Origin of the sequence: Leptospira bourretii (assembly GCF_004770145.1) — a bacterium.
GTDB lineage: Bacteria > Spirochaetota > Leptospiria > Leptospirales > Leptospiraceae > Leptospira_A > Leptospira_A bourretii.
Genome location: NZ_RQFW01000003.1, coordinates 43,822 through 69,255, shown reverse-complemented (window position 1 = coordinate 69,255; position 25,434 = coordinate 43,822). Strand labels below are relative to the sequence as shown.

The 25,434-nt window shown below is 36.6% G+C and carries 21 protein-coding genes; 10 read left to right on the top strand and 11 right to left on the bottom strand.

Annotation, left to right across the window (positions count from 1 at the left end; genetic code table 11):
• Positions 1 to 156: 156 nt before the first annotated feature.
• The 3 genes from EHQ47_RS01580 to recD are packed head-to-tail and all read left to right on the top strand — an operon-like array spanning position 157 to position 8,870.
• Positions 157 to 3,465, top strand: coding sequence for an exodeoxyribonuclease V subunit gamma (locus tag EHQ47_RS01580; RefSeq protein WP_135776415.1), 3,309 nt, complete (start codon positions 157 to 159; stop codon positions 3,463 to 3,465).
• Positions 3,466 to 7,077, top strand: a complete 3,612-nt coding sequence (locus tag EHQ47_RS01575) for a UvrD-helicase domain-containing protein (RefSeq protein ID WP_135776414.1) — start codon at positions 3,466 to 3,468, stop codon at positions 7,075 to 7,077.
• Positions 7,074 to 8,870, top strand: a complete 1,797-nt coding sequence (gene recD / locus EHQ47_RS01570) for an exodeoxyribonuclease V subunit alpha (RefSeq protein WP_135776413.1) — start codon at positions 7,074 to 7,076, stop codon at positions 8,868 to 8,870. The genes EHQ47_RS01575 and recD overlap by 4 nt, the downstream gene beginning before the upstream one ends.
• Here the strand turns inward: recD and EHQ47_RS01565 are convergent.
• The 4 genes from EHQ47_RS01565 to EHQ47_RS01550 form a co-directional block, all read right to left on the bottom strand.
• Complete coding sequence (locus EHQ47_RS01565) at positions 8,867 to 9,382, bottom strand: nucleoside 2-deoxyribosyltransferase (RefSeq protein WP_135747502.1); 516 nt, start codon at positions 9,380 to 9,382, stop codon at positions 8,867 to 8,869. The two genes, recD and EHQ47_RS01565, sit on opposite strands and share 4 nt — an antisense overlap.
• Before the next feature lie 42 nt (positions 9,383 to 9,424).
• Positions 9,425 to 11,836 carry a TonB-dependent receptor plug domain-containing protein gene (locus EHQ47_RS01560; protein ID WP_135776412.1) on the bottom strand — a complete coding sequence of 804 codons (2,412 nt, stop codon included), beginning with the start codon at positions 11,834 to 11,836 and terminating at the stop codon, positions 9,425 to 9,427.
• A gap of 108 nt (positions 11,837 to 11,944) precedes the next feature.
• Positions 11,945 to 12,634 carry an HmuY family protein gene (locus tag EHQ47_RS01555; RefSeq protein WP_135776411.1) on the bottom strand — a complete coding sequence of 230 codons (690 nt, stop codon included), beginning with the start codon at positions 12,632 to 12,634 and terminating at the stop codon, positions 11,945 to 11,947.
• Between the two features lie 54 nt (positions 12,635 to 12,688).
• Positions 12,689 to 13,411, bottom strand: coding sequence for a hypothetical protein (locus EHQ47_RS01550; RefSeq protein WP_135747499.1), 723 nt, complete (start codon positions 13,409 to 13,411; stop codon positions 12,689 to 12,691).
• A gap of 128 nt (positions 13,412 to 13,539) precedes the next feature.
• Here EHQ47_RS01550 and EHQ47_RS01545 point away from each other — a divergent pair, with 128 nt between their 5' ends.
• The 4 genes from EHQ47_RS01545 to EHQ47_RS01530 are packed head-to-tail and all read left to right on the top strand — an operon-like array spanning position 13,540 to position 17,199.
• On the top strand, positions 13,540 to 14,388 hold the full coding sequence (locus tag EHQ47_RS01545; protein ID WP_135747498.1) for a heme/hemin ABC transporter substrate-binding protein: 849 nt from the start codon (positions 13,540 to 13,542) through the stop codon (positions 14,386 to 14,388).
• Positions 14,385 to 15,371 (top strand): FecCD family ABC transporter permease, encoded by a 987-nt coding sequence (locus EHQ47_RS01540; protein ID WP_135747497.1) that lies wholly within the window; start codon positions 14,385 to 14,387, stop codon positions 15,369 to 15,371. Before EHQ47_RS01545 ends, EHQ47_RS01540 begins: the two co-directional genes overlap by 4 nt.
• Positions 15,368 to 16,147, top strand: a complete 780-nt coding sequence (locus tag EHQ47_RS01535; RefSeq protein WP_135747496.1) for a heme ABC transporter ATP-binding protein — start codon at positions 15,368 to 15,370, stop codon at positions 16,145 to 16,147. Before EHQ47_RS01540 ends, EHQ47_RS01535 begins: the two co-directional genes overlap by 4 nt.
• Entirely contained in the window at positions 16,144 to 17,199 is a 1,056-nt protein-coding gene (locus EHQ47_RS01530) for a hemin-degrading factor (protein WP_135747495.1), read from the top strand. The genes EHQ47_RS01535 and EHQ47_RS01530 overlap by 4 nt, the downstream gene beginning before the upstream one ends.
• Here the strand turns inward: EHQ47_RS01530 and EHQ47_RS01525 are convergent.
• Entirely contained in the window at positions 17,179 to 18,711 is a 1,533-nt protein-coding gene (locus EHQ47_RS01525) for an MASE3 domain-containing protein (protein ID WP_135747494.1), read from the bottom strand. The genes EHQ47_RS01530 and EHQ47_RS01525 overlap by 21 nt on opposite strands.
• An 89-nt stretch (positions 18,712 to 18,800) precedes the next feature.
• Positions 18,801 to 20,666: a 7TM diverse intracellular signaling domain-containing protein gene (locus EHQ47_RS01520; protein ID WP_135747493.1), complete on the bottom strand. Its 1,866-nt coding sequence runs from the start codon at positions 20,664 to 20,666 to the stop codon at positions 18,801 to 18,803.
• Between the two features lie 134 nt (positions 20,667 to 20,800).
• On the opposite strand from EHQ47_RS01520, the gene EHQ47_RS01515 reads away from it, so the two are divergent.
• Positions 20,801 to 20,980 carry a YegP family protein gene (locus EHQ47_RS01515; protein ID WP_004788220.1) on the top strand — a complete coding sequence of 60 codons (180 nt, stop codon included), beginning with the start codon at positions 20,801 to 20,803 and terminating at the stop codon, positions 20,978 to 20,980.
• Here EHQ47_RS01515 and ppnP read toward each other — a convergent pair.
• Positions 20,971 to 21,282, bottom strand: coding sequence for a pyrimidine/purine nucleoside phosphorylase (gene ppnP / locus EHQ47_RS01510; protein WP_035984072.1), 312 nt, complete (start codon positions 21,280 to 21,282; stop codon positions 20,971 to 20,973). The two genes, EHQ47_RS01515 and ppnP, sit on opposite strands and share 10 nt — an antisense overlap.
• A gap of 116 nt (positions 21,283 to 21,398) precedes the next feature.
• Between ppnP and EHQ47_RS01505 the strand changes: the two genes are divergently transcribed.
• Entirely contained in the window at positions 21,399 to 22,001 is a 603-nt protein-coding gene (locus EHQ47_RS01505; RefSeq protein ID WP_135747514.1) for a TetR/AcrR family transcriptional regulator, read from the top strand.
• A 6-nt stretch (positions 22,002 to 22,007) separates the two neighbouring features.
• Here EHQ47_RS01505 and EHQ47_RS01500 read toward each other — a convergent pair whose 3' ends face one another.
• On the bottom strand, positions 22,008 to 22,478 hold the full coding sequence (locus EHQ47_RS01500; RefSeq protein ID WP_135747492.1) for a PaaI family thioesterase: 471 nt from the start codon (positions 22,476 to 22,478) through the stop codon (positions 22,008 to 22,010).
• 93 nt (positions 22,479 to 22,571) lie between these two features.
• On the opposite strand from EHQ47_RS01500, the gene EHQ47_RS01495 reads away from it, so the two are divergent.
• Entirely contained in the window at positions 22,572 to 23,159 is a 588-nt protein-coding gene (locus EHQ47_RS01495; RefSeq protein ID WP_135776410.1) for a TetR/AcrR family transcriptional regulator, read from the top strand.
• Positions 23,160 to 23,170: 11 nt separating this feature from the next.
• Here the strand turns inward: EHQ47_RS01495 and EHQ47_RS01490 are convergent, their stop codons facing one another.
• The 3 genes from EHQ47_RS01490 to EHQ47_RS01475 all read right to left on the bottom strand — a co-directional run bounded on the left by EHQ47_RS01490 (position 23,171) and on the right by EHQ47_RS01475 (position 25,419).
• Entirely contained in the window at positions 23,171 to 23,359 is a 189-nt protein-coding gene (locus tag EHQ47_RS01490) for a hypothetical protein (RefSeq protein ID WP_135747490.1), read from the bottom strand.
• Positions 23,360 to 23,382: 23 nt separating this feature from the next.
• Positions 23,383 to 24,015 carry a helix-turn-helix domain-containing protein gene (locus EHQ47_RS01485; protein ID WP_135747489.1) on the bottom strand — a complete coding sequence of 211 codons (633 nt, stop codon included), beginning with the start codon at positions 24,013 to 24,015 and terminating at the stop codon, positions 23,383 to 23,385.
• 525 nt (positions 24,016 to 24,540) lie between these two features.
• The gene (locus EHQ47_RS01475) at positions 24,541 to 25,419 is read right to left on the bottom strand and encodes a ParB/RepB/Spo0J family partition protein (RefSeq protein WP_135747487.1); all 879 of its coding nucleotides are present in this window, start codon (positions 25,417 to 25,419) and stop codon (positions 24,541 to 24,543) included.
• Positions 25,420 to 25,434: the final 15 nt, after the last annotated feature.

The window sequence follows — 25,434 nt, the reverse complement described above, 5'->3', positions numbered from 1 at the left end:
GATAGTAGCGGAAATCCTTTTGCAAAGCAAAAGATTGGAGCGGATAGCCGGAAGTGGCGCCCCCGTATTTATTTTTCCAATTCTTAAATAGATTAGAATGGACTTTGATCGTTGCGGGATTAGAATCAGTACGAATTACCAAAAAAGGGAAACCCGTTGCCGATACATTACTACGCAGGTCTTCATCTGGATGAAATTACCACCGAACTTGGGAAACGAATTGCAGAAGACCAAAAAGTAAACCCTCTGAAAAGACCATTGGTAGTGGTTCCGAATCAAAACCTGATCCCTTGGTTGCGACTAAATTTACCAAAATTTGATCCGTCTCATCTTTCATTAAATATAGAATTTACATTTTTAGAAAAAGCGATTTTAAAAATCATTTTCGAAAATAAGAATATACAAATATACGAAGAAGACTCCGCATTATACCAATATGAAACAGTCAAACGTGATTGTTTTGCCCTACTTTATCAAAAACAAGACTCTCTACTAAAAAAATTTCCGGAAATCCAAACGTATCTTGAAGAAATTCCAAAAATGTATTATCTCGCCGATGTACTAACTAGGTATTTCAAAGATTATGAATTAAATCGAGAAAACTGGATTAAAGACTGGCTTGGTTTGGAAACAAAAAACCTTCCAAGCGAAATTAAAAAAGATCCATATTGGGAACTGGAAAAAAATATTTACTCAGAGATTTACAAAGATAAAACAAAGCCAAAAAACTTATTCCACTATTTGGAAGAAGGAAAAGGATTGCCACTCCGAGGCAACTTACACTTGTTTTGTTTGTCGAACCTTTCCGGGACCTACATCGACTTTTTGAAAGAAGCGGCTGGGCATTCAGATTCAGAATTACACGTTCATATCTATCAATTTCATAATGGTAAAACCATTGGGAAAAATCCGGAGAAAACAAAAAACTTTTTATCTAAATTTTCCAAACCACAATCTTTTTTGGCAAAAGAATTTTCAAAAGAGATTTATAACAAACAAAAATCAAAATTTATGAGTGGAGGTATGCTTTCCAAATTAAAAGCCATTTTATTAGAAGAACCACTCAAAGAAGATAACTATTTAGAAGACCAAACCGTCCGCGTATGGAATGCGCCTTCTGTATATCGAGAAATAGAATCAATTGTTCATGATATTTTGAATAAAATTAATTCAAATAAAGGAAATTTGAATTTACTTGATTTTGCAATTTTGGTTCCGAATATGAATGAATACCGATCTGCCGTAGAATGGGTGTTTGATGGTGGAATTTATGCAACGGATAACGAAACAAACCTACCTAATCTTATCAAAATACCCTACTCTATCACTGATTTAGTGGCAAAAGACACTTCGCAACTTTATTTAGCATTATCAACATTGTTCCGCTGCATCAAAAACGATCGATTCGAAAAAGAAGATATTCATACTCTATTTAAAAATCCACTCATCACCGGGCCAAACGACTTAAATGAAGAGGAAACTTCTATCAAAGTTCTGGAATTGATTGATTCGTTAGGTTCCATTTACGAAGAAGAAAACGAATACAACCCATATACAATTTCTTTTGGTCTCAAAAGAGCAGTTGTCTCTATGGTTGCTGATGAAGAGTCTGCTTGGACTGAAACACAAATTGTAACGAAACAAATCTCTTCAGAAAAAACAATCATTCAATTTGTAGAAATATGGAATCGAATCAAAGAAATTCGCATTGAACTAAAAGAAAAAATATTAAAGGCACCAAAAGAAAAACGTTATTCCATTCTTGAGAACTTATTCCAAAAATTATTTTTTTTCGAAGCAGAATGGGAAAGAGAAAGAATTTATTTTAACCAATGGTTACGTTCCATCCAATCCTGGTGTGAATCGGATTGGGAAGAAACAAATGATTTTTTAGAAATGATCTCCCTACTAACGGAAGAAATTTTTTCTGATATCCCCATGCAACGTGGTAATTATTTAACCGAAGGTGTCACCGTTTCTCTTTTACAGCCAATGCGACCTATTCCGTTTTTGCATGTTTACATTGCGGGCCTTGGCGAAGGAAAGTTCCCTGGTTCGATTGATCGATCTCGATTTAACCTAAGAAGGTATGATTCCAAACCATGGGATCTTAATCGAAGGGAAATCCAAGAATCGCTATTTTGGGAATCAATTTTATCAGCAGAAGAAAGTATCACTTTTTCTTATGTAGGTAAAAATACTTTAGAAGATAAAGAATTTGAGCCTTGTTCTACTCTTTTCGAAGTAATGAGTGCAATGGAGGTCAAAGAGGCAGTGGAATTGCCGCTAACATCTTATAGTCGATTCTACGATGAAAATCCTTTCCCATCTTTTGATTATATTAGAAACTTAGAAAGATTTATAGGAGAAGGTTACGAATTTCCAAATCCTAATTTTACAAACCCAGAAGATTTAGTCTTCGAAGAAACCTCTTCTCGAATCACAAATGAACTTTCTATACAACAACTTACGAATGGATTAAAGAATCCCATCTTAGGATCCTTATCAGAAAACATGGGAAAAATTTGGGACGAGGAAGAAGATTCCAAAGAAGAACCTTTCCGACTCAACCAGTTAGAAATTTTCACCATCAAATCCATCTTCATTCCAATTTTTACAGAATCTTTAGTCACTGAAAAGGAATGGACCTGGAATAGAAATAAAATTCAAACCCATCTTCAAGAGTTCACTCTCAAAGCAGAACAAAATGCTGAGTTCCCTTATGGAGCATTTTATATCGTTTCATCAGAAAAACTTTTAGACGAACTAGAAATCGTTGCAGAAAGATTTTCTGTCATCAAAGAAACACTTTTCCATCCAGATGATCGGTTAGTTTATCATAGTGCTGTTTCTATTGGTGATACAGGGCTAAGAGATTGCAAAAAACTGAGCCCCTACGAAGTTTCGGAAACACATACGCTTGTTGGGGAATGGGAAAATATAATCGAAAAAGATGGAATGTACTATTGGTTTTATTCTGGTAGTCTCTATGATAAACCGAAACATCCTAACGAGTATTTAAAAGATTATTTCGGAAAGATGGCCTATATATTGATGAGTGCTTGTTTGTTTCGAGTGACAGGAAATCATTTGGCAATTATTCCCGCCAATTCAAAAGATTTCAAAAATAATGTTTGGATCGACATGACTCAACTTTCAGAAACTGATTGTAAGGTGTATTTGGAATCTATATTCCAATTGGTCACAGATAAAAATCCAAAATATATCCCCACTGCTGGGCTCAATTTATTTTCCGCCAAACATGATTTAGAGGAAATTGGAACAGATTTAACGAAGATAGAACAACTCTGGAATGATTTTTTAAATGAGGAGTCAGAAACGATCCTTGAATTTGAAAACCGGTTGATGAAACTTTCCCCATACACACAAGTTTTGCTTAATGAATTTTCGATCCAGTCAGTGATTCATATTTTTTTACCACTATTAAAAAAGGGGTTTTCTTAAATGGATCATCCCCTACTTCAAAAACCAAAATTCATAGAAGCTTCCGCCGGAACGGGCAAAACTTATCTCATCATGGAAATGTTAGGCGACATCATGAAACATGATGTAGAAAATAACATCTTAGAAAATAGAATCTTAAATACATTGATTCTCACTTTTACAGAAAAAGCTGCGGGAGAGCTAAAGGCAAGACTCAAAGCAAAAATATTAGAACTATCAGATAATGGGAACAAACCAGGTTTTTATCGGTACTTACGTGACTTAGACCAAGTAACAATCTCAACCATTCACGGATTTTGTAATATGGTCTTAAAGGAATACCCAATTGAAACCCAAAACAATCCAAACGTTCGTTTGGTGAGTACAGATGAAATCATAAACAAAAATTTTTATCTTTTGAAACGAAATCATTGGGGCGGAAAAAAATCAGACCAATTGGCAAAAGAGCTAATTGAATCTAAAACTTTAGAGAACGAAGAGAGTATTACGATCGCTGTATCAAAAATTCTTTCCAATACAAAAAATTACCACTTCCCGAAAGCAATAACAATAGATTCTATCCTTGGTTCATCAAACATTGAAATAATTGTCACTTCCCTAACCCAAATCATTGATTCCTTGCGAGGCCCTGTCGGTCAATCCATCCAAACCCAAGGTAACAAAGTTACCATTGAAAAATGGATGGAAAACTGGCTTTTATTTGAAAGTTTTCTCTCTGCTATCAAATCAAAGGATCCTGAACTTCTCAAAATAGAATTACAACGAATTGTTGGATTAAAAAGAAGTTCCGAGGGAGCAACCTACCAAGGATTCGCCTATTTTTTATTAGTCGGCAAAACAGTTGCAAAAAATTTGGATGCGGAGGCTTTACAACTCCAATCTAACATAGAAGCTGTAATTTCTTTGTTAGAAGAAACATTCCCTATCGATCAAATCGATATGAATGGAGTATGGTTTCTGCAAGAAACAGCGCTCCAATTAGTGGAAGATACAAAACAACAATTAAAAACGGGTGAATCTTTAACTTACGATCAAATGATTTTAAAAGTTCACGAGACTCTTGTGAAAGTCCCAAACCATACTTTGATCCAATCATTAAAAGAACGATACCAAGTTTGTATCCTAGATGAATTCCAAGACACTGACAAAAACCAATACCAAATTTTTAAATCTCTTTTTGTAGACCCAAAAGACAAAACAAGAATGTTATTTTGTATTGGAGATCCAAAACAAAGTATTTATGGGTTTCGTGGAGCTGATATTGGGATTTACTTAGAAGCAGCATCGGATTTTGACAATTCCAAAGGGAGTCTAACTACAAATTATCGATCCACCAAAGAAATCATCAATGGCTTAAATCTACTTTTCCATAACCAAGAGAAAGATTTGGGGCAAACTAACTTTTTCCCAATTGAGGAACCAGGGTCAAAAAAAGAAGATTACCAATACCATCCAGTATCTTATCCAGAACCTTCGGAAATAAAATACCAGTACATTGATCCGAATGAATTTGGTATCCATGTGATCCAATACCAAGAAAACATTCAGAACGTTAGCTCAGCGAAAAATATTTGGGCTGAGTCAATCAAAAACGAAATCCTATCCTTCCAACAAAATGAACAAACTCTATCCTATAGAAAAAAAGGAACTGTTGCCGTTCAAAAAGTTAAATTGAAAGATATAGCTGTGTTATGTGGCAGCAAAAAAGACACAGAATTAATTGAAAGAACTCTTTCGAAAGCTGGAATCCCCTGCTCTATCTACAAACAAAGAGGGATTTTCCAGTCAAGAGAAGCGGAACAAATTGAAAATCTATTAGAGTGTCTAGAAGAATCAAATAGTTCCCGCTCTTATAAACGAATTTTATTCTCCGATCTTTTTGGTGTAAAACCTGAAGACCTGCCACGATACAACGAACATTCAATTGATTCCTATGAAAAATCCCTAATGGATGTTTGGTTAAAACTCATTCGGGACAACCGGTATGCTACTTTTTTTCGTTCTGTGATGGATGAAACAAAAGTTCTTTGGAATCATGATTTAAAGAACTTAGAATGGGAAAGAAAACGAACCAATTACAGACAAATTTTTCAAAGATTATTAGAATTTCAAATCAGATCCAACGCAAACCTGACTGAATTACTGGCTGAACTGAGAAAACTCAAACAAACCAAATCTTCACCAGAGGAAGAACCACTATATGACCGCGAAACAGAAGACGATGCCGTTCAAATCCTAACCATTCACGCCTCCAAAGGATTGGAATGGCCCATTGTTTTTTTATATTATTTTGGAACCAGAGCACAAAGTATTTCAAATTACGAATACCCTACCCTAATCGAAGAAAACAAAAAAAACGAAAGAAAGTGGATACTGAGTCTCTGGGATTCAAAAATTGGAAAACAAAATGAATTCAAACATTTTCTAAACGAACAAAAACGATTACTATACGTCGCCTTAACAAGACCTAACCTTAGATTATATCTACCAAAGTTATCTTGGGGAAAAGATTCTTTTCAAAAATCAGGATATGGAAATATTTTATTCAACGAACTGCAAAGGATTCAGGATACACTTTCAGAACTTCCTAACTCTCAAAATAGTTTTCAATTTCGAAATCAAACTCGTTCTGATTTTATTAGAATAAAAAATACGACAACAGAAGTAATCGAAAACAAAAAAAAGAAAACAAAGCCAGTTGTTCTTCCTATTGAAGTCAAAGCAGGAAGAATTTTATTGCAACATAGTTATACAAGCTTACAAAGCTCTCAAACTCATCCGATAAAACAAAACAATGAAACTCCAAAAGAAATCGAAGAACCTCTCGAATCGGAACCCTATCAAACAAAATCTAAACTTCCTTCCAGTTCCAAAGTTGGAAATTTTTTACATCGTATACTTGAGTTATGTGAATTTTCAATTTTTGATTTAGAAGTAGAAAAAATTTCCAAACACCCTTCATGGATCTGGGCATACTCACAATCCTTTCGCCAATATCCGATTCAATTACATCAAACACCGGCTGAATCTTTAGAAAAAAATGTTTTGGATCTTTTAAAACAAGCAATGACTGCAGAAATCACTTTGGCGGATGGATCAACTTTTTGTTTGAGTCATTTAAAACCAGAAGAAAAATCTTCCGAATTAAAATTTCATTTGTATGTCCAAAAAATGTTAGAAAAATCCGGAACTCCGTTGGCTCCGGGATTTGAAAATTACCTCAAAGGTGCCATCGACTTGGTGTTTTGTAAAGATGGGAAGTACTACATTGCAGATTACAAATCAAATCTTTTGCCAAATGATCTTTATGATACCACTGCGGTCACAGCAGCCGTGGTTGAAAAAGGATACATGATCCAAAAATCGGTTTACGCCCTCATCCTTTTTGACTACCTATCTTCTCTTTATGGAGAGGCGCTAGCTTTAGATCGTTTTGGAGGAGTTTACTATTTATTTTTACGCGGTATGGGCACTTTCCAAAATGCAGGGATCTATTCTGATCTCAAAACCTCAGAAAACCAATGGACTTTAGAAACATTCGGTAAAATTCGAAATGAAATCTTGTCTTACATCCAAGAAGCATCTGTTAGTTTGGAGAAACACTATTTATGAAACAAACTGACTCTTCTTATTTGGAAATGGCGAAAGAGATCATCCATTGTTTTCCTCACCTCTCAGATGAACATACAGAACTAATATCAAACTTAATCGAAGCAACACAAAATGGAGATCTTTTTCTTTCGATTACAGACCAAAAATCCATAACAAATTTCGAAAATAGATTTCCTTTTTATTTAGAATCGATTGGAAAAGAGTCTAGGTTATTCTTTCAAAAAACATATAAAGAAAAAAGACAATTTGAAAAAAATATTAACGCCTTAGTTTCAAACCTATCAAATGAGGAAATAAAAGCACAAAAAAAAACAACAGAAATTGAATCCATCATCTCTCATTTAGAAACGAACTTTCAAAATCCACTCGCAAGAGAACAAAAACAAGCTGTAATTGAATCAGCCACTTCTTCTTTTCGAATTGTTGCAGGTGGACCAGGGACAGGAAAAACAACTGTAGTTTCCTTCATCTTAAAGGTGTTGGATGAAATTAAGAGCCTACCAAATCCGAAGCGAATAGCACTTGTAGCACCCACGGGGCGAGCCGCACAAAGGCTTACCGAATCCATTCAAAAAAATTTAAGTTTTTTCCCAAATACAAAAGAACTTGTTTCTTCGCTTCGAGGGCAAACTATCCATAACTTATTAAAAATCTTCCCCAATATCACCAAACCATATTACGGAGAAAAAAGATACTTACCCTACGATTTAATCATTATGGATGAAACTTCTATGGTGGACATAGAAGTAATGAATTTACTTCTACAATCAATCGGGGAAACAACCAAATTAATTTTATTAGGTGATCCAAACCAATTGCCTTCAGTAGGACAAGGGGAAGTATTATCAGACCTTCTGATTGAATTCAAAAAACAAGGAAAATTTGTATCAGAATTAAAGACAAATCATAGATCATCTAACACTTCCAAGTTCAGTCAATTTGCAGAATTGGTAAAAAATTCATTTGATCATCCTGACAGAAAAGAAAATTTTCCAAACCCAGATGTATTAGAATACAACCAAATCGCAGATGAAGCAGATTTTATTTGGTTACAAAAAGAAAAATCGAACAAAGAAGACGACGTTTCATTTAAAGATTGGAAACAAAATGACCTCATCCATTTTTTATGGACAGACTTCTTTTTACAGACAGCCGTCAAGTCCACTGCCTTAGATTGGAAAAAAGAAGATTTAACCTTAAAACAAAACAAGGAAATCTTAGATGGACTAATATCGGAATATCGGTGTTTGACAATTTTAAGGAACGGTTTTTTTGGGATCGAATCGATTCACAACCGAATCCTTGATTTAGCAAAAAAACATTTAACCTCCTTCCATTCTAATTCACAAAAGATCGAATACCGCCACTTAGCAAAATCATTTTACTTCGAAGGAATGCCAATCATCATCAAAAGAAATGATCAGATCCGAAAACTTTTTAATGGAGACATTGGACTCGTATTAAAAATTGATTCTGAATTAAGGGCGGTTTTCCCCATTGAAAATCGTCTGTATTCTTTTGCTTTGGACACTCTACCTGAACATGAGCCTGCTTTTTTCCTGACTATTCATAAAAGCCAAGGTTCAGAATACAATACCATCCTACTCTACTTGCCACCCATTTCCTCTTACCAATCAGAAGATCTAAATGAAATTCCGATCCTCAACCGAAGAATTTTATACACTGCAATAACCAGAGCAAAAAAGAAAGTAATCCTAATGGGAGATCATTCTACTTGGAACTTAGGTTTAGAAACATTTCGAAAACGAAACGCAGGTTTTACTTTAACCTAAAGTTTGATTAATTTCAACACAGTCTCCAAATTTCCAAGAACCAAACTTCCGCCTGAATCTAAGATAGAGAATTCTAACATTAAGTTTATGCTGTTACCAAAGTCTTCATTTAGCAAATATCCGTCTTGGTCGATCGCATAACCAGAATCATGTTGATTGGTTGAAATTTTGGACATTACGATTTCCGGTAAACTTCGATTATCCTTTAGATAACCAAAAACCCGTTTCCCTTTTCCATATGCGTATCCAATTTCGAAAGCAGTTCCATCATCAACACAGGCGCCTCGAAATGGATTACAATTGGCGATTACAAGATCCGATTTTTGAATCAGTAAAATATTTTCTTTAAAAATCTGATTAGCTTTGGCAAGTTTGACTTGATCTGTCACTTCACCATCGAAAGGAGTGAGAGCATCAAATCCAAATCTCTCACAAAGTTTTTTTGCATTTGCAAGAACCTCCAAAGCATTTGGTAAAAAAACTTCGGGTCCCGCAAGATAGATTGTTTGCATACTGAATTCTTGCGGGAACCAAGAAAAGATTGAAAGGATTTTTTAATTCACTTGGGGTTCTACCGGAGTCATTTTCACTTCGCTAAAAGCAAATTTGCCATCCAATCCAAAATAATAAAAACGAGGCCTTTGCGGATTGTACTGTAAATCCCAAGCATCCAATGCATTATCAACACCTACAAACCATTGAAAGTGTCCAAAAAATCTTTGAGACAAACGTAAGTTTAAATTTGTATGAGGGTTCACCATTCGGTATCCATAAGTTGGATTTGTTGTGCAATAAGACAAATTATTTTCCGAACAATAATCCGATACAGCAGCAGGAAGTGCACTGAGCGAATTTGTTATGTTAGTTTGTGCTTGGTTATTTAACAACGCCTCCAATCCATCAAAGTTGGATGGAAGATCAGGATTACACCAGAAAGGATTTTTTACACAATAGTATGGTTGTTTTCCGAATACTACAGCAAATACAGACAAAGACAATCCACTTGATTTTTCATCCAATCGAACACTAAAGTTCCAACGATGTGGGCCTCTGCCTTCAAGTGGAAGATTTGTTAGTTCATCTTTTGTATTCGTATAGGTGTAACCGACACTTGTGGTAACTATTTCGGAAATTCTGATGTTGAGAGAAGACTCAATTCCTTGTGTTGTTGCCTTTTGATAATTTGATGTTTGGTAAACCATCAGACCAGAAGAATCTCTTACCGGATTGGTTCTAAATCCAATTAAATTGTCTACGTTGTTATGAAACAAATTGGAGCTATACCAAATCCTTTTTGTGATATCCCACTCCCAACCAAAATTATAACTTCTCGAAAGTTCTGGCTTTAAATTTGAACTCCCAACAACTCGATACCCTACTCCAGGATTTAAAAAATTAAAATATAAATCTTGGAAACTTGGTGCTCTATATCCAAGTCCATTAGCTGCTCTAAATCGAAACTGATCCGTGACATCGTAGCGAACTGCAAGTTTAGGAAGCCATTCCCCACCATAAATTGAATCATGATCATAACGAACTCCAGGAACAATTTGAATTCTTGGTTTGTCCGAAACTCGCCATTCGTCTTGTACATAAAATGCATTTCGGAAACGATAGGCATTCCCATTGATTGTTTGGCCTTTGGTTAACTCTGGATTAAAATCTTCATAACAAACATTAGGATAAGTTCTTCGACAATCTGGTGCAATCCGAGCAGATGAAATTTGATCTTGTAGGTTCTCTGCTCCCACTGAAGTCACATGATTTTCAGAAATTTTATAATCCACTCTTGATCGGAACTCAGTGACTGCATTGTCTGTCCTTTGTTGTGAATCTAAATCGTCCGCTTTTCTTTGGTCCGTTGTATATAAATCCTGAAACCTAGAATAGTTAGCATTAAGATTTACATTTATCTTTTTGTTTGCAACCCAATCTACATTAAATGCACCCATAAAATCATGAGTTCTATTTCTGCGATCATATACAGTTCGAGGTGGTGATGCATCCACCGCCGACTGGTCTAAATGTCGATAATAAAACTGACCTGTCAAAGTTAAGTTATCCGTTGCATGATAAACAGTTTTATTCGATAGGTTCATATCATTAAAGGCACTGCCAGATGTAGATTCAAGAGGAGGAGTATAACCAGGTAATCTTGTAGCAAATAAATAGGAATTAACAATAGACGTATTTGCAGGATACGGATTGTAACCTGGGGCTAGTGAGGCATAACGACCGTTCCTTGGTCCCGGAGTAGCATCAGGTGTTAAATCATATCCTTCCCCTTTATGCCAACCCACTGTGATCAAGGTTGATAGTTTGTCAGTTTTTGCACCAACAGACGCATAATTTCGAAATTCCGTATACGGGCCATAGTATTTTTCACTGCCAGATCCACCTAAAGTTCGAAACTCTGCGTACAATGGATCTTGTGCTTCCTTAGTGATGATATTAATGACACCAGCAATCGCATCGGATCCATATATGGCAGAAGACGCACCTTTTACAATTTCAATTCGTTCGATGTCCTCTGCTTTAAATCTTGTTAAATCAATTGAGCCACTAAACCTTCCGGTTGTTCTTTGTCCATCCACCAGTATCAATACGTTTTGCGCAGATAACCCTTGCAATCGAACAGTTTGTCCCCTTTCACCCGTTTGTGCTGGTCTCACTTCAATTCCAGGAACATTCCCCAAAGTTTGAGATAAATCTCTTGCTCCCATCGCATCAATATCTTTTCGAGTAATCACTTCTGTCGTGATCGTCGAATCTTTAAGCAAATTCCTACGCCTCGTCCCAGTGACAGTGATTATATTTGATCGATCCCCGTTCACCTCATTTGGCTGGACCCCAGACTCTTCATGTTTTTGTTGTTTGGTGGTCTCCTTGTTGATTGCAGGCCCAGGATTCTCTGCACCTTCCTTGGGTGTAACCGTTTGTGAGAATAAATCAAACTGCACGATCATAAGTAAAAGAGCTATCCAACAAAAACACACGAAATCTCTTTTGTTGGACTTTTGATTACAGATAAATTGAGACATCATCAGCACCAAACACCAATTCGCAAAAAAGGATCATAACTTCTTCCAACGAAATTTTGGATACCCAGAGGTGCCAGCTACACTATAATAATCCAACATTTGTATTGCATATTTAGAACCTTCACTACCTGTAACGATATATACTTTTGATTTTGCTGTCAAAATTGTATCTGCATAGGTATACCAAGTGCCATAACCTGCAGGCATTGGAGTTAAATCAAGTGGTGCAGCCATAACCGGGTTAATACTTTCCGAAGAAGCAGACACAGGGCCTCCTCCAGCAGAGGATAACTTTACATCTACCACTGCCGTACATTCAGAACCATTAAATGTAGCGGAAAAATTTGTTGATCCTGAATCACAAGCTCCCCCACTTCCTGAGCCACTTGTGCCACTATTGGTTTCTATATTATATCTTTTGAAAGCAAGGTCCCATTGTGCAGAAGAATCAACAAGCACTCCCTCTGACTTTAAGCTAACATATACCCAGGCACATGCTGAAGATGCATTCACAATAGTACTGTAAGATCCTGTAGTATTCACAGCGTTTGCCGGAATACTACAGGACGAGTTGTTAGAATTCCCGCCTGTAAGAAGAAACAAAAGAGCAGCAGAATCATCTTCTGCCTTTGGTTTCATCGAACAATTTATTAAAAAAATATTAAAAAAGACGAAGTACCCAAAAACCGTAATTCGTTTCACCAATTGTATTATTTGATTCATAAAAACTCACTTTTTGTTAGTTGCCGAATTTTGTTCGGCAACCGGTTCTTTTCGTTATAGGATGCTTTCCGAAGAAACAACAATTTTAGCTCCAGTTAACAATGTAACATTTGAGAAACGGAAGTATGCTTGGGTTCCAGCGGGAATCACGTTCCCAGAAGAAGGCCATGCAGAATAATTTATCACCGCATTTTCTTTCTGAAGTGTATTTGTTAGTTTACAGTTTGCACCACTGACACCAGTTACCCAAAGGTAAGTTGTGGGTGCTGTTGTAGTTCCAGAGAAACTCACACATAGCTCTTGATCTGTCGAAAAACTGAAGTTAGTTGGATTTGCACCACTCGCCGCCTGTCCACCTTGGTAGTTTCCATATTCTAAATTTCGAAACCAAACATAGGGATTTGGACTTGATACCGACTTCCCTGCAACAAATGAGTACTGGCCTGTTGCTGCAGGTGTTGCACTTGTTGGTGCTGCTGAATAACCGAGAAACAAATAAAAATACCCATTCTCTCCTAAAGCCTTCATTCCTTCGATACGAAAGAAACGTCCCTGCCCTGCCGTCGGCGTACACAAAGCAGCATAAGTGCCAGAAGTGTAAGTACCATCGATTACAGTCTCGCAGCGTTTTGTCGCATCTGCCATTGCTTGTGAAACTGTTAAGAGTCCCAAAAAGGTAGTATTATTATCAGCATTCTCTTCCTGTTCGCAGGAAATGAAGGTCAAAGCAAGGCAAGAAGCCAAGGTTAAAGTTAGGAATTTTTTGAGCTTGTTCATAGGTGCTCTCCCGTTTTTAATTGATTCTGATTCTCAAATTCTTTTTTGCCCGATTCTTGTCAATTCTTATATTGAGTCTCATTCTCGTTTATGATTGACAGATGGATCTTCCCTCCAATCCTGGGCCCATGAATCAATTCCAAACAACCATCGCAAAGGGAATTCTTGTTTTATCCCTTTCTCTTTTCACCTTCCCTCTGTTTGCAGAGACAAACCATCGCATCATCTCTGTCAACGGGACAGTGACTGAAATTATTTACGCACTGAAATTAGAAAGTCAGTTAGTAGCCGTCGACACTACCTCCTACTTTCCCAAACAAGCCACTTCCCTTCCCAGTGTCGGATACCAACGGACATTAACTACAGAAGGAATTTTAAACTTAAAACCAACTCAAATCATTGGTTTGGAATCAGCAGGCCCTCCCACAACAATTCAAAATCTAAAAGATGCAGGTCTCCCTCTTCACCTTTTCCCTGATGAATTTACTTTGGAAACTCCAGCCAAACGTGTGTTAGAAATCGGAAAACTTTTCGGAAAAGAAAAAGAAGCAGACGTTTTAGCCAAAAACATTAAAGGCCAAATTCAGAAATTAAAAATTAATAAAACAAAAGCAAAGGTTCTCTTTATTTATTCAAGAAATCCGAGTTCTATTTTTATTTCAGGAACAGGAACTGCTGCGCATTCGATGATTCAGCTCTCTGGTGCGACAAATGTTATCCATGAATTTTCTGAATACAAACCTCTCACAAGTGAAGCTCTTGCAAAAGCAAATCCAGACATCATTCTTATGCCAGAAAAATCGGCACAAGGTTTTGGTGGGGAAAAAGCAATTTGGGAAATTAACGGAATGGAATTTACAAGAGCAGGAAAAGAAAAGAATCTAATCGTTGTAGATGATCTCCTTTTATTAGGTTTTGGACCAAGGTTACCTTTGGCATTAAAAACATTAAATGAGAAATGGAAACAAATGGAATGAAGAAAAAACTTATCTTCACCATTGGGTGTGCGATTTTTACAATTCTTTCAGCGATTTCATCGTCATTACTAGGAGCAATGAGTATCAGCTGGGAGAATCTATTTCAAAAAGAAAGTTTAGAAGCACGAGTTTTTTTTGAACTAAGAATTCCACGGATTCTTCTTGGTCTGATGGTCGGAGGGTCCTTGGCTTGGTCTGGTTCTTTAGCGCAGGGGCTCTTTCGAAACCCAATCATTGACCCTGGTCTCATTGGGATCACAGCCGGATGTTCTTTGTTCGCAGCGATCGCAATTGTCCTTGGAGCATCTATTCCTTTTTTACATTCTATATGGAGTGTGGTTTTATTTTCTTTTATCGGAGGGATTCTTTCTTCTTTTTTAATTTTCTTTTTTGCAAAGTCAAAAGGAAGAACCGATATTTTTTCATTACTTCTTTCAGGTATCGCAGTAAATGCAATTTGTTATTCTGCCATCGGAATTTTAAGTTACATCGCAAATGAATCTCAACTAAGGAACCTATCACTTTGGAATATGGGAAGTCTTGGTGGAGGCTCTTGGTCCAACTTAAAATCATTTTCCTTTTTCTTAATTTTCCCAATCTTTGTCAGTCCATTCATAGCAAACCAGTTAAACGTCTTCATATTAGGTGAAAGGGAAGCAAGTCACCTTGGAGTATCTACTGAACTACTAAAAACCATCGCAATTCTTTTTGTAGGGGTGAGCACAGGAGCCTGCATTTCACTAGTAGGAAACATCGGGTTTGTTGGCCTCGCTGTTCCCCATATAGTCCGACTCGCAATAGGCCAGGATTATCGATACTTACTTGTCACCTCTTATTTATTAGGTGGAGGATTGTTATGTTTTGCAGATGGGATCTGTAGAGTCATCATCGCCCCTTCCGAAATTCCTGTCGGGATTGCGACCGCCCTCCTCGGATCTCCATTTTTTCTTAGTTTGATTCGCAAAAGGATGCCCCATGTATGACAATTGAAGCAATTGACTTAGACTATCAGATTGGTTCCAAACAAATTCTCTCTAAAATTGAATTAGAAATCAAACCGGGAGAACTACACGTTCTAATTGGAAGAAATGGAGCTGGCAAATCCACCCTCTTCCATGCGTTATGTGGTGACCTGGCCCTCAAAAAAGGAAATGTTTATCTGGATGGAATCGATTTAAAAAATTATCCCAAAAATGAACTGGCAAAAAAAAGAGCAGTCCTTACCCAAGAAACGACAATTACTTTCCCAATTACCTCTGAAGAAGTCATCGAACTTGGACGACACCCTCATGAAAAAAACACAAAAAGAGACAAAGAAATTGTTCAAACTTGTTTAAAGATCACAAATTCTTTAGACAAAAAAGAACAAAACTACTCTACTCTGTCTGGTGGAGAACGACAAAAAATCAACTTTGGTAGAATCTTAGCACAAGTCTGGGAAACACCGCCTCGGTATATCTTTCTTGATGAACCTGTTTCCGCTTTAGACATTCCAAACCAATATAAAACTTTAAATGTCTGTCGCCACATGGCAAATCAAGGTTATGCGATCTTCATGATTCTACATGATTTGAATTTAGCAGCTCTTTATGCAGATACCATCACCTTACTTCACAAAGGAAGAATCATAAAGTCAGGGAAACCAAAAGAGGTTCTTACTTTAGAAAATTTAGAATCAGCATTTGGCATGAAAGCACGGATCTTAACATCACCAGAAGGAAATTTTATCATTCCAGAAATCATAGGAGAAACAATATGAATGAAAATTTAAAGCAACAATGGGAAAATCTTACCAAAGAAATGCCCAAACTTAGAATTCGAGATGCCGCCAAACATTTAAAAGTAAGCGAAGCGGAACTTCTTGCTACAAAGCTTGGTCCATCAGTCAAACTAATGAGACCGGATTGGGCAAATTTTTTGCTGAATACACCGAATCTAGGCTATGTGATGGCTCTGACTAGAAACGAATCTTGCGTACATGAAAGAAAAGGAATCTACAAAAATGTTTCCGTCAATGGACAAACAGCTCTCGCAGTAGGAGAAGATATCGATTTAAGAATTTTCTTAAAAGATTGGAAGTATGGGTTTTATGTAGAAGAACCAAGAGAAAACAATCTAATGCGTAGTTTCCAGTTTTTTGACTCGAAAGGGGAAGCTGTTCATAAAATCTATCAAACAGAAAAATCAGAACTCGATGGATGGAAACTCATAATGAGCCAGTTCGTAGATGAAACACAAACCTTTACCAAACCATCTACCGAAACAATCATCAAACTAGAAACAAACGATCCAAAAGACATTCCCGAGTTTCTGAAAGCTTGGAGCCAACTTGAAGACACACATGATTTTTTTTCTTTGATCCGCAGATTCAACTACTCAAGAGAATTTTCGCTAAAAGCAGCAAATGGGAAATTCGCTTTTCAAATCCTAACAAATGATTTCCTAAACCTAATGGAAAAAACAAGCAAACAGGAAATGGACATTATGATTTTTGTTGGAAATCCAGGAATGATTCAAATCCATACTGGCAAAATTCAAAAACTAGAGCCCATGGGGCCTTGGTTCAATGTTCTTGATCCTGAATTTAACCTACACTTAAGAACGGATCTCATAGAATCAGTTTGGATTGTTGACAAACCTACCAAAGATGGACTTGTCACTTCAGTGGAAGTTTTTGACAACGAAGGCAACTTGATTCTACAAATGTTTGGAAAAAGAAAACCTGGTATTCCACAATCAGAATCCTGGTTTCAACTCACTCGAGAATATCTAAATCATACTACCGATGAGTTAGACCCTTCTCTTGTATAAATCACTTGGGAAGGTAAGTTTCAATTGAAAACCTTGGGTACCATCGATACTCAAGGTTCCCCCCATTTGTTTCTCTGCAATAATCTTTGCCAAACTCAAACCCAATTTCTTTTGTTTTTCTAAATTAAATCCATCTGGTAATCCAACACCATTGTCTCTATATTCGAAATGGCAAACACTTCCTTCAAAAGAAAAACGGATCAAAACTTCACCTAACTTTTGATTTCGGAACGCATATTTAAAACTATTGGATAATATCTCTGTAAAAATTAGTCCAAGTGGAACAGCCGTGTCCAAAAGCAAAGCCCCTTCTCCAACCTGAAAATTAATTTTAACATCTGTTCCGACGGGGGGATAGGCTTGTTTGACCATCTCAGCCAATGACTCTAAATATGCAGACACTTTGATCTCACTTAAATCCTGATTGGCATACAAGTGGTCATGAACCAAGGACATGGTTTGGATTTTTATAGAAGTATCTTCCACTATAGATTGGATATTCTTATCATCTGGGAAATCAGAAGCTTGGATCATTAAAATCGAACGTACCAGCTGAATGGAATTTTTCGTTCTGTGAAAAATTTCCGCGATTAAGTTTTCCTTTTCTCGCAAAGATTTTTTAATCATCTCCGAATATGTTTTATTTTCTTCGATTTCCTCAGACAAGAGTTGGTTCGCTTCTATTAATTTCTCATAAGGATCGTTGATTGCTGCAATAAAAACAGCTTTGTATATTAGATAAAAGGCAACAATTTTATAGAGATGGCCAACAACATTATAAACGTCATATACACTTGTATAAAAAACAAAGACCATTTCACTAAAAATACAAACAATAAACGCAGATAGATAATACTGTAGTTGTCTCCTGGAGGTATAGAAACTTGCCCTACGATAAAGCAGAAGAGATAGAAATAAAATTCCAATGATCACAAACTCTGCATTCTTTTTAAATGGGGTTAAACCCTTCCCTTGTACATAAGTATCAGGAATCCATTCATTAAAAAAAATAACTAATAGAAAGATAACCCCAACAATCAGAAAGGCAAATAATACGAGAACCCTTTCTTTTATTAGTTTATACTTCGTATTCGGTTGAATATATATGGCACAAAGCAATACAATTGCAGTAACCATCCGAGAAAAAATCCAAAACTGAGATGATTTGTTTCCCGAATTTGGAGTCACAAAATCAGGCATCCCTTTGTAACCTAAGGTATGCATAAAATCAATAAGACCCACCGTTAGAAACCCAACTCCGAGAAATAAAGTATGAGCATTCCGACTTTGAGAATAGGAATAATAACCTAAGCCGAAAACGGAAAATGAAACGATAACGCTAAATATTTCCGTAACATTATGAAATACTAAAAAAAATCCAATTTCGAACTCTCGATAAAAGTATTCAGGAAAAGTACCAACAAGAACCAAAGGCAAAAAACAGAATAATAAAACCCAAAAATAAAAACGATTATTCTTTAATGTATTGAAATAGAAATCGGTTGTAGACATTCGTTAGCAGGTAATTGCACAAAAAATAACAATTTATGCAAGAATTATTTAAAAAGGTAGCAACGCACATTTTGATAATCACTTTGTTTTCAAGTGATATCGAGAGAAATGAGGGTGATGTCGTCTCTGGAAACCTGCCTCATCCGAGAAAGTCGATTTAAAAGATTTTGATGGAACAACTCTTGTGAATTGCCTACAATTGGTATGATTTCAGGAAACAAAATAGCCTCAGGTTCTTCATCGGGCTTTAAATTTTCGTACAATCCGTCCGTAAAAACCAAAATTCGATCTCCCTCCTGCAATCTAATTTCTCGTTCCTCATATTGATAATTTGGACGAACGCCGAGCAAAAGACCTGGACATTCGAATGATTCTATTTCTCCATTTCGAATGATCACAAAAGGAGGGTTCCCCGCAGAACTAAAACTCAATTTCTTTTTTTCATAATCGATATAGAGATAGGCAGCACTGACAAAACGAGCATGAAGACTTGTACATAAAAACCGATTCATTGCTCCGATTAATTCTTTGGGAGACTTGTTATATTCCTTTGCATTTCGAAATGCGATTTTGACAGTAGAAGAATCTAATGCTGCACTTACACCATGACCAGTCACATCTGCAATGACTAAACCCAATCCATCATTGAATTCAAAAAAATCATAAAAATCTCCACCCACATCATAAAGAGGATAATATGAAACAACCACGGAAAGATTTTTATTCTCTGGCAATTGGTCAGGAAGAATCCGCATTTGAATTTTTCTTGCGGTTTCTAAATCTTTTTTAATCGTTGTTAGCTCATTTTTTGCCAAAAGGTTTTCTTCTAATAAAAAACGCAAGCGACGACCCAAAGCCAAAGAGAATAAGATCACTTCAAAAGCAGTCCCAATTTGAACCCCATACCTTCCAAAGGTAGAAAATGGAATCAGCGAAGCCTTCGTTAAAGAATCGACAATGACTCCGACGAACAAAGTAAACCATGCCAAAAGAAAAAACAAAGATGACTTTACTCCTTTTTTGTAGGAATAAGCTCCCGCAGACATAAGTAGTAAAAACATATAAGGAAAAGTATATATAAAAGAAACTTCCATCCAATTATGCGGGAGAAAAAAAGCAAGGACAGACATAAATCCGAAGGCTAGCACACTCAAACGTATGACCCGGTCCAACCAAGGATTGACCTTTTTTAGGTTCAGAAAGGAGAGTGAAAACAAACCAACAAAGGTCAAAGAAGCATTCACAGATACATAAAGATAAGGTTTGATGGACATACCTAAGTCAGGCACCAATAACTGTTTAAAAAACCCGCCTAGTAAGGAATAATTAATCCCTAAAGTTGTCAGATACAAACAGTAATAAACATAGGCTCTTTCTCTTACGCTAACATAAATTAATAGATTATATAATAGAAGTGCAAATATAATCCCAAAATAAATTCCATTTGCAACGTAATCCCTTTCAATCCTATCAAAAAAAGAATTTATCTTCCAAATGCGAAATGGGGCATTGAGTATCCCTGAGTTTTTAATATGAGCATAAATGGTTCTTGTTTCCAAAGGTTCCAAGGTCAATTGGTAAGTTGGATTTCTGTGTTGCAATTCTCTTGAAGAAAAAGCAGCAGAACCATCAAATCGTTTCTCAATCACTTTTCCATTTTCTTTCCAAACCAATAAAACAGAATCAACCCAAGGAGATTCTAATTCGAGGATGTAGTCCTTTGTGGATTCTTCCGGGTTCACCAGATCAAATTTTACCCAGACGGATGGTTTCCAATACCCAAAATGATACTTCATTTCGTGGACCTTGGACCAAAGAACCTCCCCCATCAAGATCTGTTCTGGTGTTTTGGATTCGAATGTAAATTGGATAGGAGGGCGTTCCGGGAACTTGTTACCGCAAGAAATAAAAACCAGTAGGAATAGAAATAAATTAATTCTGCGAACGGGGATCATGGGACTGTAACGGTTCTAAGGTCAGTGTTTGAAAGGACGGCACTTGCTGGAATTCAAAATCAAGTCCAGAAAGAAAACGTATTGCCAAAATCTCCAAACAATCGATAGTTTTGGCAAATCAAGGAGAAAGGTATATGTCAGCAAAATTTGAAATTTACAAAGACAAAGCAGGAGAATTCCGTTTCCGCCTGAAAGCTGCCAATGGAGAAATCATCGCATCTAGCGAAGGTTATTCTTCAAAACAAGCTTGCGAAAGTGGCATTAATTCTGTTAAAAACAATGCCCCAACTGCGGAAATTGTAGATCAAACGTAAGAGCAACAATAGTCTGTTACAGTTTCAATTTTCAATTTAAACTTGGATCCAGCAGGGACTTCAAACACGGATTGACCGTCAATTTGTAGCCATGTTTCGGATCCTGGTAATAAAACGGAAAGTTTTCCGGATTGGATTTCCATAATTTCTTTTTGGTCGGTTCCAAATTCATAATCACCAGGCATCATGATTCCCAAGGTTTTCTTTTCCCCATTAGGAAATAGGACCGTGCGGCTGGTAACGTTTCCATTGAAATAGATATTGGCTGGTTTTAGTACTGTTACGGATGCAAATGAACTCATACAGACCAAAAACTGGATGGCCCCGAGTCTTCCAAGTGAATTCTAACCCCTCTTTCTCTTCGAATTGGGATTAAAAAGTGTTTGCGAAATTCGAAAGAACCAGAACGGTGAAGTCAGTGCCCATTAAGACATCTCAAAAATCGGAGAACAAAAAGCAGCAAGCCAGGGAGAAGTCCATAGAAAGGATTCTTGCCTCGGCAATTGTTTTGTTCGCAAAACATGGGTTCTCTCAAACCACCATGGAAATGATCGCAAACCATGCAAAAATTTCCAAGGGTCTTGCTTATAACTATTTTAAGAGCAAAAACCAAATTTTTGAACATATCATCGATTCCCACCTCGCAAAACAGGAAAAATTTTACAGCAATATCCCGCCAAATCTTTCCGCAAAAGAATATGTCAGGGAATTTTTTAATCGCTCGATCCAATTTGCAAAAGAAGAAAGAAAAACCATGGTTTTGATTTCTGTTTGTCTTTTCCAACCTGGATCCGTCTCACTTTCGAAAAAAATGTTGGAAAATGTGGAAAGACGTTTTGCCCCATTCAAAGAGGCGATGCGAGAACGTTTCCGGTCCTATGGAGTCAAAGAACCGGATAAAGAAATGATCCTAATCAAAACCTTCCTTCATGGCGTCATCATGAGCCAACATTTCAATGATACAACCACTTGCACACCAACGATCATTGAAATGGTTTTAGAAAGATACGACTACAAATAGAATTTATTATTCCCCTCCTCCCGGAATTTTTAGAATCAAAAGATTGGTTGTTGCCGTTGCTAAAAGTTTGTCTTTTTCTGTGCGCATCTCTCCTACCATATGAATGGTTGAAAATCCTTTTGCTTCAACTGATGCTTTTACAATGACACGTTGGTCCACTGCAACTCCGCGAATGTATTGAATATTCATATCAATTGTTGTTGTCGGACGTTTTGCCACTAAATAACTCAAGGGTCCAAATGCATTGTCAAAAGCTGCTGCGATGACTCCACCCTGCATCATTCCCATTGGATTGGTCTGGTCGAGAGAAACAGGAAAGGCAACTGTTATACTTTTTCCCTTGGTATAGGAAAGGATTTCCGCTTTCATAGCGAGAAATATCGGCGGTGGGACTGTAATTTTTCTTCCGCCGTGATTAAAATTAATAGTCATGTCTTCTAAAATTTTTTGGGTTTCTTCGGTTGTAAGTGTTTGCATAAAACAACCTCCATATGTTACCATTAGTAACATCTAATGGATTTATTTCAATAAAAATGTTGCCACTGGTAACTTATTTTTCAAAATCGGACTGTGCGCCGAACTTCTTATCATCACGGGGATTTAAAAAATTCGATCATAAAATCTTGCCATAAATTGTTACAAAAAAGAGGTGCTTCCGACTTTTCTCTCCGGGAAGTAGCCACTCTTTCTGGAGTTTCTCATGCCGCTGTTTATAGGCATTTCCAAGACAAAGAAGAAGTTTTAGAGATTTTGTCTTCGATTGGATTTGATCGACTTGGTTCCTTACAAAAAAAGGTCCCCCAAGTTTCAGGGAATCCTGATGACTATTTTGTAAAATTGGGATTGGTTTACATTCAATTTGCGGTAAAAAATCCAAATTACTATCGGCTTATGTTTCAAACTAAAAGAACGAGTGAATCTAAAATTCTGAAACAATCTAAATTAAAATCGTATGCGATCCTTGTCAGAGGTTGTCGATTTTATCTGAAAGAGAAACGTAGAAAAGAAAACCACAGAAGTTTTGCTCTTATGGCTTGGTCCCTTGTACATGGATATAGCAATTTATGTATCGAAACTGACTTCCCCGAAACAGAAAGTAAAAACCTCAAAAAAACAAAAATGGAAATGGCAGAAGACATCTTACGATTTTCAATTTAGGATTTAGGTTTTTATGAAAGATCTATCACTTTAAACTTCTCTAAAAATTCTTTTTTATCTCTCACAAATTTCATTGGATTTTCCTTGCCATATTCGCAGTAGAAAACCATCTGTTGTCCGTCGTTAGCGTTTGTACAATTTTTTGCTTCATCTAACTTAAGATAAAAATTCCCTGTTTTGATGTGTTGATAAACTTCCATTTGTATTTCCTTAAAAGTAAAATCTAAAAAGAAGGGCCATATTGTATTTGAAAGTGTTGTAAGGATTTTTGTTTTTCCATCCAATTCTTCCAAATCAAACGAGATGCCCCTTGTAAAAAATCAGGAGATGAAATACTTGCAATTTGGAAATAGGTGGACTTTGACAAAGATCTTTCGCTCCAAATTTTAAATTCTTCCCAAGAACTTTTCTTTTGTACTTCTTTTTGTACCTTTAATGTACTTACTAAGGGGGTCACAGTTTTTTCCCATTCTGCATTGGATTTTTTTAAGGACCGGACTTGGTGTTTTTTTACGGGTCGGTCTTCCTCTTGTTTTGTTAGCATTGGATTTTTCTCCAAAGGTTCTTTTGTTTCTAGACCCGTTTGGTTTTGTTTTGCGAAGAGAGGTTTTAGGAAACGTCGTCTTCCGTCAAATCCTGTTTGTTCGAGAAGGCCTAGTTTCTTTAAAGAAGTAATCAGTCTAGAAACTGTGTCCATTTTGAGACCAAGAACTTCCCCGAAATAACGATTGGATGCAAAACACCCACCTTTGTCATGTAAAGAGACAATCTCAGCATATAATTTTGTTTGGCTATGAGATAAGTTTAAGTTCTCAATCCAAACGGGAATCCAAATTCCTGTTCGATTTGTTTTCATTTTAGGTTCCTTTGCCCAAACGAACACATCTCCGGCTACGAGCGTTTGGTTGTCTTTTGCCAATATACCTTTTGGGTATACCTCCTCTGCTCTCGTGAATGAATTTGATTTTTTTAAAAAACAAACCTTCGGTCCAACAAGAGAAGAGAAATTTGGAAGTTCTTACGAACGTCCTTTCGGAACTTTTTTTAGAAATTCCGGTTTGAACAATAACGGCATTGTGGTAGAGCCGTGTCCGGTTGTGTGACCCGAACGTTCCCTATATGTACAAATTTAAAAATTTCGTCAAGAGAAAAATGTGACATAATTCGGTGACTGTCTCATTAGGGGAGAGTGGATGAAAGTTTGAAAAGGTGGGGGAAATGGCCCCGGGTCGCTACCACACTTCCCAGGGCTTTATTGTTCAACCCGGTTAAGGATCTAAATACAATGTAGATTGTTTCGAAAAGAAGTACAAGTTTTTTTCTCTTCACATTACAAAAAAAATAGAGAAGGTTTTAGCGAATGTGCCAGGCCTCTTGCGATTTATTTTTTATATTTCCTAATGGTTTCCTCTAAAATGGTTTTTTCATTTTGAAGTTGAGAGATTTTTTCTTTTATTTTGGACAATTTGTTTTTTAGATCCTTTAGTTCCAGGTTTCCTAGTTTCGTTTTTGTTGGTTTGGGTTTGTTTGGTTTTAGGGGGCGAACAAACTCTCTTAAATCGTTTCTGGATGGGAAATCACCTTTTTTTTCTAGCCCTTTGATCAGGTAGTCGATCGCTCTTTTCCGATTTGGAACGTCAAGTGGTGCAATTTCTGTAAACAAACTTGTGGGTATTTGGAAGATCGGATGGCTTTTATCTACAGAAGAATTTGGCGCTGTTTCTTTTAAGATTTCTGCATGAGCAATTTTTGTTTTTACCCATTGTGCTGATTTGTTGATACGTTTTGCCAATTGTTCGTTGGTTTCTTTATGCCTATTTTTTAATTCCTGTAAAGATAGGGCAAGATCGGATTCTGGCAAATCTTCTCGTTGTAAGTTCTCTACCAATTTGATTTCAGGCAACTTGGAGATGTCGATTTGTTCTACGTTTTTAACAATCGCTAAAATGGTTTTCCTTTTGAGAAGTTTGTGGGCTCGGAATCTTCTTTCTCCGTTGATGAGTTCATATTTCCCTGCTTTTTTTCTAACCACGATTGGTTGTAAAAGGCCATATTGAGAAATTGATTCTGCTAGTTCCCTGATAGTGGAATCGTTAAATGTTTTTCTGGGGTTGTTTTCTGTTATGATCTGATCGATAGGGATATCACTTGCGTTATGATTTTCTGTGTTCTCTTCTTTTAGGAATGGATTTAAAGAAGAGGTTCTTTGGGTGGCTCTAGAAAGTATGTCTGCCGGGTTATAGTTTGCTTTGTTTTTCATAAAAATTCCCAGGTA